This is a genomic window from Afifella aestuarii, from assembly GCF_004023665.1.
Taxonomy (GTDB): Bacteria; Pseudomonadota; Alphaproteobacteria; order Rhizobiales; family Afifellaceae; genus Afifella; species Afifella aestuarii.
In genome coordinates this window covers 510825-527371 of sequence record NZ_SAUF01000002.1, presented here as the reverse complement: position 1 = coordinate 527371, position 16547 = coordinate 510825, and the positions used below count along the sequence as shown (strand labels likewise).

12 protein-coding genes and 1 tRNA gene are annotated in these 16547 nt (G+C 64.9%); 9 read left to right on the top strand and 4 right to left on the bottom strand.

From position 1 onward, the window contains the following. The first annotated feature begins 143 nt into the window (after positions 1-143). From EO094_RS10815 to EO094_RS10805, 3 genes are read left to right on the top strand one after another with little or no spacing between them, the layout of a single operon-like run. Complete coding sequence (locus EO094_RS10815; protein ID WP_246008465.1) at positions 144-929, top strand: (Fe-S)-binding protein; 786 nt, start codon at positions 144-146, stop codon at positions 927-929. Beyond that, positions 926-2344 carry a LutB/LldF family L-lactate oxidation iron-sulfur protein gene (locus EO094_RS10810; RefSeq protein WP_128292309.1) on the top strand — a complete coding sequence of 473 codons (1419 nt, stop codon included), beginning with the start codon at positions 926-928 and terminating at the stop codon, positions 2342-2344. The genes EO094_RS10815 and EO094_RS10810 overlap by 4 nt, the downstream gene beginning before the upstream one ends. Before the next feature lie 19 nt (positions 2345-2363). Continuing rightward, a complete protein-coding gene (locus EO094_RS10805) occupies positions 2364-3041 on the top strand; it encodes a LutC/YkgG family protein (RefSeq protein ID WP_128292308.1) in 678 nt (225 codons plus the stop codon). An 11-nt stretch (positions 3042-3052) separates the two neighbouring features. Here the strand turns inward: EO094_RS10805 and EO094_RS10800 are convergent, their stop codons facing one another. Beyond that, positions 3053-3622, bottom strand: coding sequence for a hypothetical protein (locus tag EO094_RS10800; protein ID WP_128292307.1), 570 nt, complete (start codon positions 3620-3622; stop codon positions 3053-3055). A gap of 107 nt (positions 3623-3729) precedes the next feature. Then, positions 3730-5337, bottom strand: coding sequence for an exodeoxyribonuclease VII large subunit (gene xseA, locus EO094_RS10795; protein ID WP_128292306.1), 1608 nt, complete (start codon positions 5335-5337; stop codon positions 3730-3732). A 68-nt stretch (positions 5338-5405) separates the two neighbouring features. Here xseA and EO094_RS10790 point away from each other — a divergent pair, with 68 nt between their 5' ends. Next, complete coding sequence (locus EO094_RS10790) at positions 5406-6158, top strand: 16S rRNA (uracil(1498)-N(3))-methyltransferase (protein WP_128292305.1); 753 nt, start codon at positions 5406-5408, stop codon at positions 6156-6158. Between the two features lie 37 nt (positions 6159-6195). Here EO094_RS10790 and EO094_RS10785 read toward each other — a convergent pair whose 3' ends face one another. Then, positions 6196-6750: a hypothetical protein gene (locus tag EO094_RS10785; protein ID WP_128292304.1), complete on the bottom strand. Its 555-nt coding sequence runs from the start codon at positions 6748-6750 to the stop codon at positions 6196-6198. A 147-nt stretch (positions 6751-6897) separates the two neighbouring features. On the opposite strand from EO094_RS10785, the gene EO094_RS10780 reads away from it, so the two are divergent. Together EO094_RS10780 and EO094_RS10775 are read left to right on the top strand one after the other, a co-directional pair. Continuing rightward, on the top strand, positions 6898-8271 hold the full coding sequence (locus EO094_RS10780) for a glutamate--cysteine ligase (RefSeq protein ID WP_128292303.1): 1374 nt from the start codon (positions 6898-6900) through the stop codon (positions 8269-8271). 298 nt (positions 8272-8569) lie between these two features. After that, complete coding sequence (locus EO094_RS10775; RefSeq protein ID WP_128292302.1) at positions 8570-9745, top strand: GGDEF domain-containing protein; 1176 nt, start codon at positions 8570-8572, stop codon at positions 9743-9745. Positions 9746-9784: 39 nt separating this feature from the next. Here the strand turns inward: EO094_RS10775 and EO094_RS10770 are convergent, their stop codons facing one another. Next, complete coding sequence (locus EO094_RS10770) at positions 9785-13126, bottom strand: histidine kinase dimerization/phospho-acceptor domain-containing protein (RefSeq protein WP_164879628.1); 3342 nt, start codon at positions 13124-13126, stop codon at positions 9785-9787. Between the two features lie 249 nt (positions 13127-13375). Between EO094_RS10770 and EO094_RS10760 the strand changes: the two genes are divergently transcribed. The 3 genes from EO094_RS10760 to EO094_RS10750 all read left to right on the top strand — a co-directional run bounded on the left by EO094_RS10760 (position 13376) and on the right by EO094_RS10750 (position 16445). Continuing rightward, the gene (locus EO094_RS10760; RefSeq protein WP_128292299.1) at positions 13376-13918 is read left to right on the top strand and encodes a phasin family protein; all 543 of its coding nucleotides are present in this window, start codon (positions 13376-13378) and stop codon (positions 13916-13918) included. Between the two features lie 484 nt (positions 13919-14402). After that, a tRNA-His gene (locus EO094_RS10755) sits at positions 14403-14479 on the top strand. A gap of 898 nt (positions 14480-15377) precedes the next feature. Further along, positions 15378-16445, top strand: coding sequence for a GIY-YIG nuclease family protein (locus tag EO094_RS10750; protein ID WP_128292298.1), 1068 nt, complete (start codon positions 15378-15380; stop codon positions 16443-16445). Positions 16446-16547: the final 102 nt, after the last annotated feature.

Here is a 16547-nt window from a genome sequence, read left to right as displayed (position 1 = left end):
ACAAGGTTGTTGATCTCGCCGCAGCAGCGGACCTAAGTTGCGTGTTCGGGCTCCCGACTGACCGGCCCTTGCCGCCAGACCTGGAGCCATCGGAGCCAGCCGAGGGCATGACGCATAACGCTCGGCCGCAGAGGATTGAGCGCTTGTCGCCAGAAAACACCGAAAATACGACAGCTTCGAAGCCGCGCGTCGGTCTATTCGCCACCTGCCTCGTCGATCTCTTCCGCCCGCAAGTCGGCTTTGCCGCGATCAAGCTGATCGAGGCATCCGGCTGCCGCGTTGAAGTCCCGGAGAACCAGACCTGCTGCGGCCAGCCCGCCTACAATTCCGGCGACCGCGGCGATGCCGCAGCCATCGCCCAACAGGTCATCGCGACCTTCGAGGATTACGATTACGTCGTCGTTCCGTCCGGCTCCTGCGCCGCGATGATCGCCCGCCACTATCCCGAGCTCTTCGACGACGCCGATTGGGCGCGGCGCGCGACCGCGCTTTCTGCCAAGACTTTTGAGCTCACCGCCTTCCTCTATGACGTCATGGGATTGCGCGACGTCGAGGCGGCATTCGCAGGCAACGTCACCTATCACGACGCCTGCTCGGGCCTGCGCGAACTCAATGTGCGCGACCAGCCGCGTGAGCTGTTGAAATCCGTCGACGGCCTCGCCTTCACCGAACTCAAGGACGCCGATGTGTGCTGCGGCTTCGGCGGCACCTTCTGCGTCAAATATCCCGAGATCTCCAACGCCATCGTGACGAAAAAGACGGCCGCGATCGCGGGGTCCGAGGCCGATACGCTGGTGGCCGGCGATCTCGGCTGTCTCATGAACATGGCCGGCAAGCTGCAGCGCGAGGGCAAGCATGTGCATGCGCGCCATGTGGCCGAAGTGCTCGCCGGCATGGCCGACGGCCCGGCGATCGGCGAGGCGGAATGAGCGCACCTTTTCTTTCCCAGGCGTTCAAGGAAAACGCCGTCGACGCGCTCGCCAATGTCGAGCTGCAGCGCGCGCTCGGGCATGTGGAACGCGGCTTCATCCAGAAGCGCCAGAAGGCGGTCGACGCCCTGCCGGAATTCGATGCGCTGCGCCATGAAGCGCGCGCCATCAAGGACCACACGCTTGCGCATCTCGACCTCTATCTGGAGGCGTTTGAGGGCAAAGCGCGCCAGGCCGGGGCGGAGGTGCATTGGGCGGAGACCGCGGCAGACGCCCGCGAGGCGGTGCTTTCCATCTGCCGCAGGGTCGGCGCCAAGACCGTCACCAAGGGCAAGTCGATGATCTCCGAGGAGATCGGCCTCAACGCCTTCCTGGAGAAGAGCGAGATCAAGCCGATCGAGACCGATCTCGGCGAATACATCATTCAGCTGCGCGGCGAGCCGCCTTCCCACATCATCGCCCCCGCCGTGCATGTGAACCGCGACCAGGTGGAAGCGGATTTCCGCCGCGTGCACACGCATCTCGATCCGAAGCGCGATCTCGCCGATCCGGTGTCGCTGCTCTCGGAGGCGCGCGCCACCTTGCGCGACATGTTCCTCGCGGCCGATGTCGGCATCACCGGGGCCAATTTCCTGGTGGCGGAAACGGGCAGCTCCATCATCGTCACCAATGAGGGCAATGGCGACCTCACTCAGATCCTGCCGCGGGTGCATATCGTGCTCGCCTCGATCGAGAAGGTGGTGCCGACGCTCGAAGACGTCTCGACGCTGCTGCGCGTTCTGGCGCGCTCCGCCACGGGTCAGGAACTCTCCGTCTACACGACGTTCTCCACCGGCCGGAAGCGGCCGGGCGACGAGGACGGCCCGGAGGAGACGCATGTCATCCTCCTCGACAATGGCCGCTCCGAAATGCTCGCCAACGAGTTCCGCGAGATGCTGCGCTGCATCCGCTGCGGCGCCTGCATGAACCATTGCCCGATCTATCATGCGATCGGCGGCCACGCTTATGGCGCTACCTATGTCGGCCCGATGGGCGCGGTGCTGGCGCCCGGCCTCTTCGGGCTCGAAAACACGGCGAATCTGCCCAATGCCTCGACCTTCTGCGGGCGCTGCGAGAGCGTCTGCCCGGTCCAGATTCCCTTGCCGAAACTGATGCGGCATTGGCGCGAGCGCGAATATGAGCGGCATCTGAAGCCGGCGACGGAACGAAACGGCCTGCGCATCTGGGCCTTTATCGCCAAACGCCCGAAACTCTACCGGCTCGCCACCCGCATCGGGCTCAAGGCGCTTCACCCCTTCGGGCGCCGCCGCGGGCGCTTCTCGTCGCTGCCGCTCGCCGGCGGCTGGACAAGCCATCGCGACATGCCGGCACCGGCGAAAAAAAGCTTCATCGATCAGTGGAAGGCCCGCTCTTGACGGCGGCGGGAGAGACATCATGAGCCAGCGCGAAACCGTGCTCGGCAAGATCCGGCGCGGCCTTGCCTCCGGCAAGTCGGCGGAAGCGCGCCGCGAGATCGTCGCCCAGCGCCTCGGCCAGCACCCTGCGAACACCGTGCCGGCCCGTGGCCATGTCGACCAGCAGGCGCGCCTCGATCTCTTTGCGAAGATGGCGGAAAAAGTCTCCGCCACGGTGGAGCGGGTCGCTTCGGCCTCCGATCTTCCAGAGACGGTTGCGGAATATCTGCGCGCCCGCAACCTGCCCTCGGATCTCAGGATGGGTGCCGACCGGCGTCTTGCCGATCTTCCCTGGGACAAGGTCCCGCAGCTTGAAGTGAAACACGGGCCCTCCGACGGGCGCGATCATGTCGGTCTCAGCCACGCTTTCGGCGGGGCGGCGGAGACCGGGACGCTCTTCCTGCTCTCGGGGCCCGACAATCCGACGACGCTCAACTTCCTGCCGGATCACCATCTCGTCGTGGTGCGCGCCTCCGACATCGTCGGCGACTACGAAACCTTGTGGAACCGCCTGCGGGAACACTCTGGCGACGGCGTTCTGCCGCGCACGGTCAACCTCATCACCGGACCGTCACGCTCGGCCGATATCGAACAGACCCTGCTTCTCGGCGCCCACGGGCCGCGCGCCCTCCACATCCTCATCGTCGAAGACGCCTGAGCGCCTCCGTCTTACCGGGATACGTCGGGATTGATGATTTCGGCGGGCTCCGGCTCGCCAGGATTCCGGTCGGACTCCGAGCTTTCGGGTTCGCCCTGGCGGTCGCGGGGTCCGCGCGCATCGGGGCTCGTGTCGAGATCACCCGGAACCGGCAGCGGCTCGACCGAACCGTTCGCAGGATTCTCCGGCGCGGTCTCAGACGGAGCCGGCACGGGAGGCGCGGTCTCCGGCTCGGTCGAGGACGGCGCGTTCATCTGCGGGGACGTCTCCGGAGCAGAGGTTGCAGGAGATTGTGCGGGCGCTTCCTCCTCGCCCTGTGGCTCCGAGGCCGGCTCAGAATCCGGCTCTGAGGCCGGCATGCTCCCCTTCTCTTCCGGAGAGCGGAAACGAATGGTCGGATAAGAGAACGTCGCCTGTTTCCAGACGAGTTCGAAACCGCCGAGATTGAACTCGTACTTTGGCGCCTGGCCTTCTTCGACCTGCACGGAAGGCAGCCGGCCTTCCTGTGTCTGGCGGATGTCGACCATGAAATAGGCGGCGACGGCGAGAAGGATGACGACAAGAACGAGAAAGAAGCGCATGGGTCTCGGGAGGTTCGCCGCGGGACGTTGCGGCTCGTTTCACGGCTAAAATGGCGCCGCGGCCGATCGGTTCCGGCGACGCGGCCTGTCTCCCCCCATATCGCGGCCTAAAAGAGGCTGCCCTGCGCCTTGGGAGCGGGCTTCGCCTTCGCCGGTTTCTTCGCTGCCGCCGGCTTCTCACTCGGCGGACTCTCGGATGGGCTCCCCGTCGCAGGCGTCGGCGTGCCACCTTCGCCGGCGACGACCGGACGGCGTCCATCCTGGAACTCCACCTCGTAGGACATGCCGGTCCGCATCGCGTCGGCCCGCGTCACCGTCTGACCGGAAGCCTCATGGATGACGGCATAGCCGCGTCCGAGAACGGATTTATAGGAGAGCGTCTCGAGCAGCCGGCAGGCATTGTCGTAGCGCTCCTGACGCGCCGTTGCGGCCCGGCGAAACACCTCCGCGTGGCGTGCGGTCGCCGCGAGGCGTTCACGCTCCACCCGCAGCATGCGCTGAAGCGTTTCGGGTCTGAGGCGCGCGGCACGCACGAGATCGCGCCGCGCCGAAGCGCGCACGGCGCTCGCCGAGCGCTCCATACGGCCCGCGAGATCGGCAAGCCGTTCGCGCCGGCGGCGCAGATCGGCGCGCAGGCTGTCGCCGGTCAGGCGCGCACCGACACGCAGATAAGCCTGCTCCTTGAAGCGGCGATGCTGGGCGAGCCCGCGCAGCAGACGCCCGCCTGTCTCGTCGAGCCGGTGGCGCGGCAGAGCGAGGAGCTCGTTGAGCGACGGCATGGCACGGGCAGCGCCCGTCAGATCGCGCCTGAGGGAAGCTGCGAGGCGCTGCCAGGCTCCTTCCTGGCGGGCTGTGAAATCGGCGACGCAGGCGACGAGTTCGGCACGCACGGGCACGGCAATCTCGGCGGCACCCGTCGGCGTCGGCGCGCGCCGGTCGGAAGCGAGATCGATGAGCGTCCAGTCTGTCTCATGGCCGACTGCGGAAATCACCGGAATGCCGCTCTCGGCGACCGCCCGCACGGCAATTTCCTCGTTGAAGGCCCACAGATCCTCGATCGAGCCGCCACCGCGGGCGACGATCAACAGATCCGGCCGCGGAACCGCACCTCCGTCTTCGATGCGGTTGAAGCCGCGCACGGCCGCCGCCACTTCCTCGGCCGCGCCCTCGCCCTGAACGCGCACCGGCCAGACCAGAACGTGGCGCGGAAAGCGCTCGCGCAGACGGTGCAGAATATCGCGGATCACGGCGCCCGTCGGCGAGGTGACGACGCCGATCACCTTCGGCAGATATGGGAGCGCCCGCTTCTTCGCCTCGTCGAACAGCCCCTCGGCGGCGAGCGCCTTCCTGCGCTCCTCCAGAAGCGCCATCAGCGCGCCGGCGCCGGCGGGCTCCAGGCTCTCCACCACGAGCTGGTAATTGGAGCGGCGCGGATAGGTGGTGATCTTGCCGGTCGCCACCATCTCCAAGCCTTCCTCCGGCTTGAACTTCAGCCGCTGGAAGGTCGTGCGCCAGACGACGACGTCGAGAGAGGCGCTTTGATCCTTGAGGGTGAAATAGCAATGGCCCGAGCCGTGCGGGCCACGGTAACCGGAAACCTCGCCGCGCACGCGCACATGCTCGTAATTTTCCTCAAGCGTGCGCTTCAGGGCGAAAGCGAGATCGGCGACCGTATATTCGGCGACGTTGGAGACTTCGACGGGGGATGCGGGCATAACCCAGTCTTGACGGAGCGAGAGCCGCGCTTCAAGCGCGTTTTCGAAAGAACGCCGGGAGAGCGACGATGGCCTACGATTTCATCACGAAGCGACTTTTCGTGGAAGAGCCGCTTCAAGCCGGCGGATCGATCTCTCTTTCCCCCGAGCAGGCCAATTACCTCCTCAACGTCCTGCGCCTCGACAACGGAGCGCCCGTGCTCCTCTTCAACGGCCAGGACGGCGAATGGCGTTCGAAGGTCGTCAAGGACGGCAAGAAAAAGGGCCATCTAACGGTGGAGGAGCAGACACGGCCGCAAACGCCCAAAAGCGACCTCACCTATCTCTTCGCGCCGCTGAAACAGGCGCGGCTCGATTACCTGGCGCAGAAGGCCGTGGAGATGGGCGTCGGCCGGCTCGTGCCTGTGATCACGCAGTTCACGCAGGTGCGGCAGGTCAAGACCGCGCGGGTTGCCGCCAATGCGCTGGAAGCCGCCGAACAATGCGGCATCCTCAATCTGCCGGAGGTGGAGGAGGCGAAAGGCCTGGCGGAGGCCATCGAAGCGCTGGAACCCGACCGTCGGCTGATCTTCTGCGACGAGCGCCACGAGGGCGATCCGCTTGCAGCGCTTTCCGCACTCAAAGGCGAGAGGCTTGCGCTTCTCATTGGGCCGGAAGGCGGGTTTTCGGACGCGGAGCGGAGTGCGATTTCGGCGCGGCCGCAGACGCTCACGATCTCGCTCGGACCGCGCATTCTGCGCGCCGACACCGCGGCGGTTGCAGCCCTTGCGCTCGTTCAGGCCGCGGCCGGCGACTGGCGCCAGGCCTCACCAGATCGATAAGCGGCCGCCCTCATCCCCGAATTGTCGACGAGAAAGCTCAATTGGCGATGAGCGCGAGATCCGTCACCGGCTGCACCGGACCGCCGGCGCCGACCTTGTCGTTGACGAGCACGCGCAATTCGCCCGCGCCATTGTTGGTGATGGTCATCGCGGCCTCGGTGTCGCCCATCACGTCCTTCGGCCAGACGAGCGCGAACTTGATCGTGTCGCCGCTGCGCTTGCCGCTCATGACCGCGGTGCCGACCTTCGAGCCCTGATAGGTGCCGCGATAAAGCCCGCTTTCGGGGTCGTAGGCGACATTGACGCGCACATCGCGGGTGAAGATCGCATAGGCGCGGCATTTGCCGGCGATGCTGATCTTGTTGGCCGCGCCTTGTCCGGCCAGCGAGCAGTTGATGTTGGTGGGCCCCGAGCGTTCGTTGCGGATGACCATGCCGCCACCTTTCCAGGTGCCGTCGAAACGCTCGATGAAATCGGATTCGGCGGCCCCGGCCGCGGGGGCGGCAAGCATCGCGCTGAGCAATGCGGCCCCGAGAATGAAGCGAGACGTCATCTGGATCATGATCGAACTCCCGACTGGCATGGCAGTCATGCGCCCCTTCGTCTCAATTTAGAACGCTTTGGGTATTGGCAAGAGCAGGCTCTCGTCCGACATGCGGAAAAGGCTTTGAAAGGCGCCTTTGGCCTTACTATGGTCGCGCCGCCGACAGCCTGACGGCCGCATTCAAAGAAAGATCCGATGGCCCGCGACACAGCGAACGACAACCCGATTGAAAACCGCGACCAGCTGGTCTCCTCGATCGAAAAGGGCGTCAAGCCGCGCCAGCAATGGAAGATCGGCACCGAACACGAGAAGGTGCCGTTCTACCGCGACGGCAACCGGCCGGTGCCCTATCACGGCGAGAAGGGCATCGAGGCGGTCCTCAAGGGGATGGAAACCCTGCTCGGCTGGGAGCCCATCTACGATGGCGAGAACATCATCGGGCTTGGCGATCCGACCGGCGGCGGAGCGATCTCGCTGGAGCCGGGTGGCCAGTTCGAACTCTCCGGCGCCCCGCTTCCCAACATCCATCGCACCTGCCGGGAAACGCACGCACATCTCGCCCAGGTGCGCGAAGTGGCAGAGCCCCTCGGCATCGGCTTTCTCGGCATCGGCATGGCCCCGAAACGGTCGCGCGACGCAACCCCGATCATGCCCAAGCAGCGCTACCGGATCATGGCCAATTACATGCCGAAGGTGGGCGGCAAGGGCCTCGACATGATGCTGAGAACGACCACCATCCAGGTCAATCTCGACTTCTCGTCGGAAGCCGACATGGTGCGCAAGATGCGCGTCGGCCTCGCGCTGCAGCCCATCGCCACCGCGCTCTTCGCCAATTCGCCGTTCACCGAGGGCCGGCCCAACGGCTTTCTCTCCTACCGCGCCGAAATCTGGCGCGACACGGACCGCAACCGCACGGGTCTCCTGCCTTTCGCATTCGAAAAAGGCTTCGGCTTCGAGCGCTATGTCGATTGGGCGCTCGACGTGCCGATGTATTTCATCATCCGCGGCGGCCGTTACATCGACATGACCCACACGACCTTCCGGCAGTTCCTGAAGGAACCGAAAGTCGACGACATCGGTGAGGTTACCCCCTCGATGGGCGATTGGTTCAATCATCTGTCGACGCTTTTCCCCGATGTCCGGCTTAAGACGTTTCTTGAAATGCGCGGCGCCGACGGCGGCCCGACACGGCGCATCTGCGCCCTGCCGGCCTTCTGGACGGGCATCCTCTACGATGACGACGCGCTCGCAGCCGCCGAATCTCTCACTTACGACTGGAGCGAGGCGGAACGAGAAGCGCTGCGCAACCATGTGCCGAAGACCGGCCTTGCGACGCCCTTCCGTCGCGAGACCGTCCTCGACATCGCCAAACGCGCCGTCGCCATCTCCCGAACAGGCCTGAAACACCGCAATCAAATGAGCGCCGGCGGCTTCAACGAGGCGGAATATCTGGCGCCGCTTGAAGAAACGCTCGCCCTGAAGCGGACGCCGGCCGAGGAACTTCTCGCGCAATATCGCACGCGCTGGGGCAATTCGGTCGAGCCGCTCTTCTCCGAATACGCCTATTGAGGCGGGCGGGCGCCGCTCGTGCGATGGGCGGCTCGCGCGCTTTGCACCTCGTCTCGGCGTTGAGAAGCTAAGGCATAGGCCTTCTGCCGCCCTGCCACCAGGCAAGGCAGGGGCAAGGTTTGTCTGGAATCATTCAATACAAGAAGGGCGAAATCGCACCTCGTCGGGGGCCATCCCGCGCGGGCCCTCGGGCTTGCTGCATGGGCTATCTCAGAAGCTTATCCCATATCGGCAGGCAACAGCATCCAGGACGCAGGCACCTGCCCCAAAGAAAGGCATAGAGGCGAAAGCCACTGTCATGCAGCTCGATCTCACCACGATCTCCGTTGTCTCGGCTTTCTGCGCGGCGATCTGTGGCATTCTTTTGGTTCTCGCGCGCTGCCGTTATCCCGAGACGAAGTACATCTGGTGGTGGGTTGCCGCGAACGTCGCTTTCGTCATGGCCTCGCTGCTTCTCGCGCGCTGCTACGACCATGGCCTGCTCCACCCGATCTCCTTTGTAATGATGACGCTTCATCCTGCGTTGATCTGGGCTTCGACGCGGATGAACGGCGGGTATCTCGTGACTTCGCTTGTCATTTTCGCTGGGCCGGCGTTCGTCGCTCTTGCGGCCTTCGCCGCCCCCGAGACCCGCATGCATATGAGCGGCACCGCCCATGCCTTCGTCAGCAGCGCCTATCTTCTCGCAACCGCATATTGCATGGTCTTTCATCCGGCCCAGCCAACGGTACCGGCCCGCTGGCCGCTTGCCGGATTGTGCATCCTGCATGCCTTGGCGCTGGTGTTTTCGTTGCCGGTTCTGTCGTTTCTCTCCGACGCCCCATCGACCGTTCACGCGGCCGCCGAGACGCTGCAATTCGAGGCGCTGCTCTTCATTCTCGGCAGTACGATCTTCGTGACCGCTGCGATGCGGGAAAGGCGCGAGGTGTGTCAGAGGGTGAGGGCGGAGACGGACGAGCTCACCGGCATTCTCAACCGCCGAGGTTTTCTGGAGCGGGCCGAGCGCACCCTGAAGCGTTGCCGGAAAGACGGCACGCCCTGTGCCGTCGCCCTCTTCGATCTCGACTACTTCAAAGAGATCAACGACACCTACGGCCACGCTATGGGCGACAACGCACTCAAGGCTTTCATCACGACAGCGCAGCGCTCCATGCGCGCCAACGATCTCTTCGGCCGAGTGGGCGGCGAGGAATTCGCGGCTCTCTTTCCTGGGGCCGATGCGCCCGCGGCCCTCTCGCTCGCCGAGCGGGTCCGGCAAAGCTGGGTGCGCGTCGGACGCAAGATCGACGGCTGCGACGTCAACAGCACGATGAGCGGGGGCGTCGTGGCGCTCCGTGATGGCCAGTCCCTGGAAGAGCTTCTGGCTCTCGCCGATCAGGGGCTTTATCTGGCGAAGAAAGCCGGGCGCAATCGCATCGAGCTCGCCGCAAACGACAAGCCCGAGCCGCCGACCTCACAGACCTGTCTCGCCTGAGCTTGAGCCGATCCTCTCACCCTCTTCGGGAGAGAGGCATTACTCGAAGAGAACGCGGGTCGCCGGGAACGCCACTTCCGCGATCGTACCCTCGCCGCGCGCGCTCTTCAAAACGAACTGCGCGCGGTTCGCCTCCACCAGCGCCTTCGTCAGCGGCAGACCGAGACCGGAGCCAGTGCCCGTGCCGATCGCCGAGGTGATGATCTGGCGGAACGGCTCCATCGCCCGCGCCAGCTCGCTCTCGCTCATGCCGCCGCCATTGTCGCGCATGCGCAAGACCACCTCGCCGTTCTCCTCCAGCCGGGTGGAGAGGATCACCTGCCCGCCCGCATCCGTGTATTTCACCGAATTCGACAGAAGGTTCAAAAGGATCTGGCGCAGCGTGCGGGCATCGGCGACGACGGACGGCAGGTCGGGCGCCAGGCTCGTGCGGATGATTACCCGATGGCGGCCGGCCTGCGGCTGCATCAGCGACACGGTCTCACGCGCCAGCGTGTTGAGATCGACGGCGGAAAAATCGAGATCGAGCTTGCCCGCCTCGACCCGCGCGATGTCGAGGAGATCGTTGACGAGGCTGACGACATGCTCCGACGAGGAGCGAATATCGCGCAGATATTCCCGGTAGCGCTGGTTCTCGATCGGGCCAAAACGCTCCTCCACCATCAATTCGGCAAAGCCGATGATGGCGTTGAGCGGCGTGCGGATCTCATGGCTGATGCGGGCGAGGAAATCGGATTTCTGGCTCGAGGCCCGCTCCGCTTCGGCGCGCGCCTCCTGAAGCCGCGTCTCCGTCTCCTTCCACTGCGTGATGTCGCGCAGAACCGCGCAGAAGCGGGGGCGCTCGCCGCTCCCCACCTGGCCAAACGTCATGAAGAGTGGGATCGGCCCGCCCTTGGTGCGGCCCAGAACCTCGCGACCCTCGTTGAGGAGGCTCTTGATGCCCGCCATCCTCAGGCTCTCCAGATAGGCTTCGGCCTCTACCCGGCTTTCTTCCTCCAAAAGCTCGGTGAAGGAATTGCCGACCACCGCATCCGCTTCGATGCCGAAAAGCGCCTCGGCGCTGCGGTTGAGGCTTTCGACGCGGCCCTCCGCATCGAGCACGATGACGCCATCGAGCGCGGTGTCGAGGATCGCCTGAAGCTCCCCGACCTTGGAGGACAGAACCGCATTGGAAAGCGTGACGGGAGCCTCGATGGGCCCGGTGTATTCGGCCGCCCCGTCTTCGGGCGCAGTGTCTTCGGCCCCCGTGTCTTCGGCCGCGCCCCCACGAACCGTCCCGGGCGCTTCGTTCGACAGGTTTTCCGGATCCTGCCTCGCCTCCGGCGATGCGAGATCGTCGTCCTGCCCTTCGCCGCCGTCCTCGGCGGGCCCCTCGGTCGCCCCCTCAGCCGGTGCGGCCTCTTCGGACGTCTCGATTTCCGAAGCCCTTCCTTCAGCCTCGTCAGGGGCCTCTCGCTGCTGCTCCTTGAGGCCGTCGCGGCGCTCTTCGATCGGCGAGCCGCTCGAAGGCTGCAGATCCGTCACACGGGCGCCGAGCGCGGAGGCGATCGTCTCGAAGGCACGCTTTTCCTGCGTCGACAGGCGCGACCATTCCGGCAGGCGTTCGACGTCTGAGCGGATCGGCACGACATTGTCGTTGGGCGGAGCCTCGCCTTCGCGCTCATGCTTGCCCGTTGGCGCCTCATCCATTTCGGCTCCCTCCGGAAAACGCAAGTCGAAGGCTTCCGCCTTCAAGGCCTCGGCCGGGCGCAAGACGCCAAAACCGCGGAAACCCTGAAACGCCCGGTCGGCATCGAAGACCGGAAGAGCGGTGAGCTCGGCCGGAATGCGAATGTCGCCCGCCTCCGACGGCCACCAGGCGGTGAGCCCGCTCCAGGTGTCGCGCGCGTGAAAGGCTTTGCCCACCCGCCCGGTCGGATCCAGCCGCAGGCGTGCGGCCACATCGTCCCAGGTTTCGCCCACGACCTCCGAATTGCGGCCGACGAGCTGGGTCAGGCCCTGCGAGACGAAAAGAATGCGGTGCGAGGCATCGCTCTGCCACAGAAACCGCACCGAGACCGGCCGGGTGAGCGTGGCAACGGGCGCCGGCTCGGGTTCCGGTTCGGGCACCTCGCCCTCATCCTTGACCGCGGTCTCCTCGCTCGCCTCGTCCCGGGCGGCCTCTTCGCCGCCGGGTTCTTGCTCAGACAGTCCGTCTGCAGCGGCTTCGGCAGCTTCACCCGACCCGTCAGTTTCCTGGTCGGGAGCGACAACCGCCCGCGGGTCGTCCGCGTCCGCTTCAGACGAAACGTCGGACGCAGGGGGTTCTCCGGCGGCCTTCTCCCCGTCCTCATCAGAGGCGGAGGTTTTCCGGTGTGCCTCGCCGGCACCATGCTTCTCGGGATCATAGGTGGTGAGACGATCAGCGATCCAGGCCGGTAGCGCGCGCCGCACTGCTTCCGTCAGATCCGTCTCTTCGTCATGAGCATGGGCAGGCGCGCCGTCATCGGGCGCATCATCGTCGGAAACAGGCCCCTCGCGGTCGCTCATCTCCGCGATCTCGTCGTGATCGTCGTCGTTCGCCGGAATATCCGGCGCCGGAATATCGGGCGCCTGAACATCAGAAGCCTGAGTGTCGGGAGCTGGGAGCTCGGTGGCTTGAACGCGCGTCTCCGACTTCTCGAGGCGTTTGGCGTCGCTTTCTCCCCCTGAGAGCTCGTCCTTTGAGAGCTCGTCCTTTGAGAGCTCGCCCCTTGAGAGCTCGTCGGAGCTCTGCGGCAGCGGGGCCGCGGAATCTTCGCCCCGGACAGGTCCGAAATCGCTTTCGACATCGATGATCGCAAGACAAGTCTCGCTTGCGATCGGGACGAGGCTCGCCCGGCGGAGCCGCGCCTCATGGGGCCAGTCGGCGACAAGCTGCGGCTTGCCGGAGAGCGCCCGGCCCCGCAGGTGTGACGGCATCTCCGAAGCTTCAAGGAGGCGCGCCGCAACCTCGTTGCAGGAGAAGAAAGCCGGCATCCGCGCGGGATTGGGCGCATGCTCTGCTGCGATCGCGACCGCCAGGAGGCCGCGTTCGCCGCCGATCACCACGCGCCGGCACTGGCAGACGACCGGAACGGCGCCGAAGCCGCGCCCGAGACGCAGCCGCCCGAGGGAGCCCGTTTCGCCCGCGGTCTTCGCCAGCATGCGAATGTCGCGCTTCAAGGGCTCGGCCGATCCGAGGCCAAGGGTGAGCGCGTCTTTGGCGGAGCCACAGCCGAGACGCTCGGCCGCGGCCGGATTGAGCCAGCCGAGCCGGTTGTCGTCGAGGCGGAAGAACATGGCAGGACGCGCGTCGCTCACGAGCACCGCCAGGCGCTCGTCCGCCATCGCCTCCACCAGGCCCCTGCCCTCCGATTGCATGATTTCCGTAATCTCCGCGACTCGCCTTGGTTAAAAATAGGTAACCGGAGTTGAAAAAGAATCGCAGGCCTGGAGCGCGTCGCAAAGTCCGTTTTTCTCAAGGATGGTTAACGGTTGAAAACTTCAACCGCCGGCAGGACCTCGCATGCTGCAGCGCAATAATTTGTTGCGTCGCACAAAACTTTCCCTATATACTCTTCAGAAGCCTGAGGGGGGAGCAACCCAGGCAAAAGCGGAAGGAGATCTTAGATGTCCAGTGAGCACGAATTCAATCAGGCTGGTGAAAAGGCTTTTGATGAGGCGGCGGCGACCGCGCAGGATGCGGCCAATACTGCCGATCGCGCGTTTCAGGACGCCACCGAGAAGCTCTCGGAAATGTTCGGCATGACGCAGATGCAGATGCCCGAAGCTTTCCGGGCGATGACGGAGCGTTCTTTGGCGAGCGCGCGTGAGAATTACGCCCGCCTCAAAGCCGCTGCAGAAGAGTCCACGGACGTGATGGAAGATACTGTGGAAAACGCCCGCGAGGGTCTCCTGCAGGTGCAGTTCAAGGCGCTCGACAACGCCAAGGCCAACACCGATGCGGCGTTCGACCACGCCCGTCAGATGCTCGGCGTCACCTCGTTCGCCGACGCGATCCAGCTTCAGAGCGCCTTCATGCGGTCACGCTTCGAAGCGCTGATGGATCAAGGCAACGGCATGCGCGACCTTCTCACCAAGGTCACCGAGGACACGTCTCGCCCGGCCCGCACCGCGGCGAAGAAGAACCTCGACAAGGTCACAAGCCACTAAACCTCTGTGACACGATCTGCGACGCCACCCGAAGAGGCGGCGCGCACCATGAACGAGCCCGGCGGTTTGCCGGGCTTTTTTTTTCACGCCGAATTTTTCGCTCCGAATAGGATCACCCGGCGCCCGCCCGAGCCCGGCCCCACGACAAAGCCCGCACCATAACGCCTCGGCACAAAAATCGGCCGAAGGTCACGCCCATCAGGCTCCGGGAGGCTGCCGAGGCGAGGCCTCCAACGGAGGCATTCATGCCATTGCAGGAAGCCGCGAGAGAGCGGCAGCGACACCTCGCGACGAGGCCATCCGAGCCCGCATGCGACGCTGCCGCGGCGGAGTTTCTTCTCCGCCCCCTTCCCTTGGCGCCGCTCCTCGGCTAAGCGGTGCCGCAGAGGCGAGGAATCGCAAGCCCAGCCGCCAGGATATGGCCCACCGGCGCTTGAAATCTCCGGCGCGGAACACTAGGGTCCGCACCGCCTCAGCAGGACATGCGAACGTAGCTCAGTTGGTTAGAGCGTCGGATTGTGGCTCCGAAGGTCGGTGGTTCGAATCCACCCGTTCGTACCAGTTTTCTCTTCAAAATCAGCGATTTAGGTGAGCGCCGAACGCGGCGCGACGGGGCCGTTTCGCCCGAAATGGCAAATCCTACCAATCTCTAAAAAGTTGACGAGGCCAGATTCTACGGACACTTGGTAGGACGGCGGTAGGAATCTCTGCCGGTGGCAGGTGCTGAAAGCGAACCCAAGCGGCTCGTGGCGAGGTGCAACGAAGAGCCGCCCCAGCGATCGAGTGGCGTGGGCAGACAACGCCCATCGAGATACGCGCCAATCCTTTCGGAGCGTGACCGCGCCCCCACGACTCGCGAGTGCCTCGTTCTCGCAAGAAAGACAGCCTCCGATCATCATCGTTCGGCAACCGTTAACCATGTTTGAGGTTTTGAGCTCACAACCTGGGCGGGTCCTGGCAGGCTGATCGTGTTCCCGATGACGGGAGCGTGAAGCGGCCACCGGCGCTGTTGGCGCAGCACCGATGGCCTGACCACACCAAGCAATGAAGGTGCTTGCCATGGCTATTGGCCGTCTTAGCCCGAACTGGGCTCTATCCAAAATCCCCTTGTCGCTTGTCCGCCCGCACGGGATGTCCTCGGCGTCGCCGGGCCGCACGCACCGGCGCGCCTGACGTCGCTTTCCCTTTGATCTGACGATCGGGAGAGCGCCCAGTCGACGGCTGGCGCCTTCAGCGGATTCATTCGGACATTGCAGATGCCTTTCACTCGGCGTGTTCTCCGCGTCCGGGAACGACGGCGGCTGCCCGTCCTCTGAGCGATCCTCGCTGCGGACATCATCCCCTGTCCGGCTGCAGGCTCTTGTCCAATCCCCCAGGAGCCTCCGGTGGCACCAGCCGTCTGTTGGCCGCTCTCTCCGATCGTCTTCCGAACATCCTCTTGAACTCAAGGAAGACATTCATGTCCGACACCATTTCTGCTGCCACTTCTGATCTTTCGTCCCGCGCCCCCGGCTCCGAAGAGATGCCTCACTCCAAAGAACGAGACGGCGAGACCGCGCACGCTGCGAAGAGCCTCCATCTCAGCCTTGAAGATCTTGCACCGACATCCTTCTGCTCCACAGATCTCGGCAGCGTCACGCTGATCCGGCGCCTCGATGCGATGTCGGGTCCGCTCGCGGCGCGTTCTGCCGAGAACGTCGTCGGCACCGCCTGCGCCTTCTCCGCCCCGTTCCGGCACTCTGACGCGCTGCGGGCGCTCGGTCTCAAATCCGGTGAGGCTGCGACCTACATTCTCGTCGGGCGCAACGGGTCTGAGACGCTCGCCTATGTCGGCGAGACCGTCGATGTCATGAAGCGCCTGAGCTCCCACCGGCGCGACAAGGACAAGGCCTTTGCCGAGATGGTCTTCGTCGTCACCAGCCGGAGCGGCCTGAACTCAAAAGATCTGGCGCGGCACCGGCAGGCAAAATATGCGGCGCTCATTGCCGCCTCCGGCCGGGCAAAGCTGGTCGGTGCACCGCCGGAAGCGGCCGAGCTGCCGCCCGTCTTTGTCGCCATTGCCGACCCGCTGGCAGATCAGGAGCGGCAGCTTCTCTGGGATCTCGGCTGCCCGCTGCTGGAGCCGTCTCTCCGCCATCCGGCACTCGGCATTGTCGATGCGGAGGCTGGTGGAGCCGATGTCCTCTCGCCGGACCAGGCGAAGAAGCCAATGATGGAGATGACCTATGCAGGCCTCTTCGGACGTGGGCTTGAATGCGACAACCTTTTCATCGTGCTGCCCGGCTCTGAAGTCCGCGTTCTCGGCGACAACGGCAACGAAGAGAGCTCTGTCCGAACCCGCCGGGCCATCCTGGAGAAGCGCGGCGTGCTGACCCCGATCCCCGGCGTGGAAGATCGGCAGAGGCTCAATTCCGCGGTGGCGTTCTGGTCGAAGTCGATCGCGGCACGGGTTCTGGCGGGCTCGCATGTGCCGAGCAATGTGTGGCGCCCCATCCATCCGTGGCGGTCGCTCGAAGTCGTCGAGTAGTCGAGGCTCCGCCCCCACCACACTCCACAAGGAAAGAACAAAACCGGGTCGGCGACGTCGGTCCGGCAGGATCAACACGTCTTATTTTTGAAGGACAGAGCA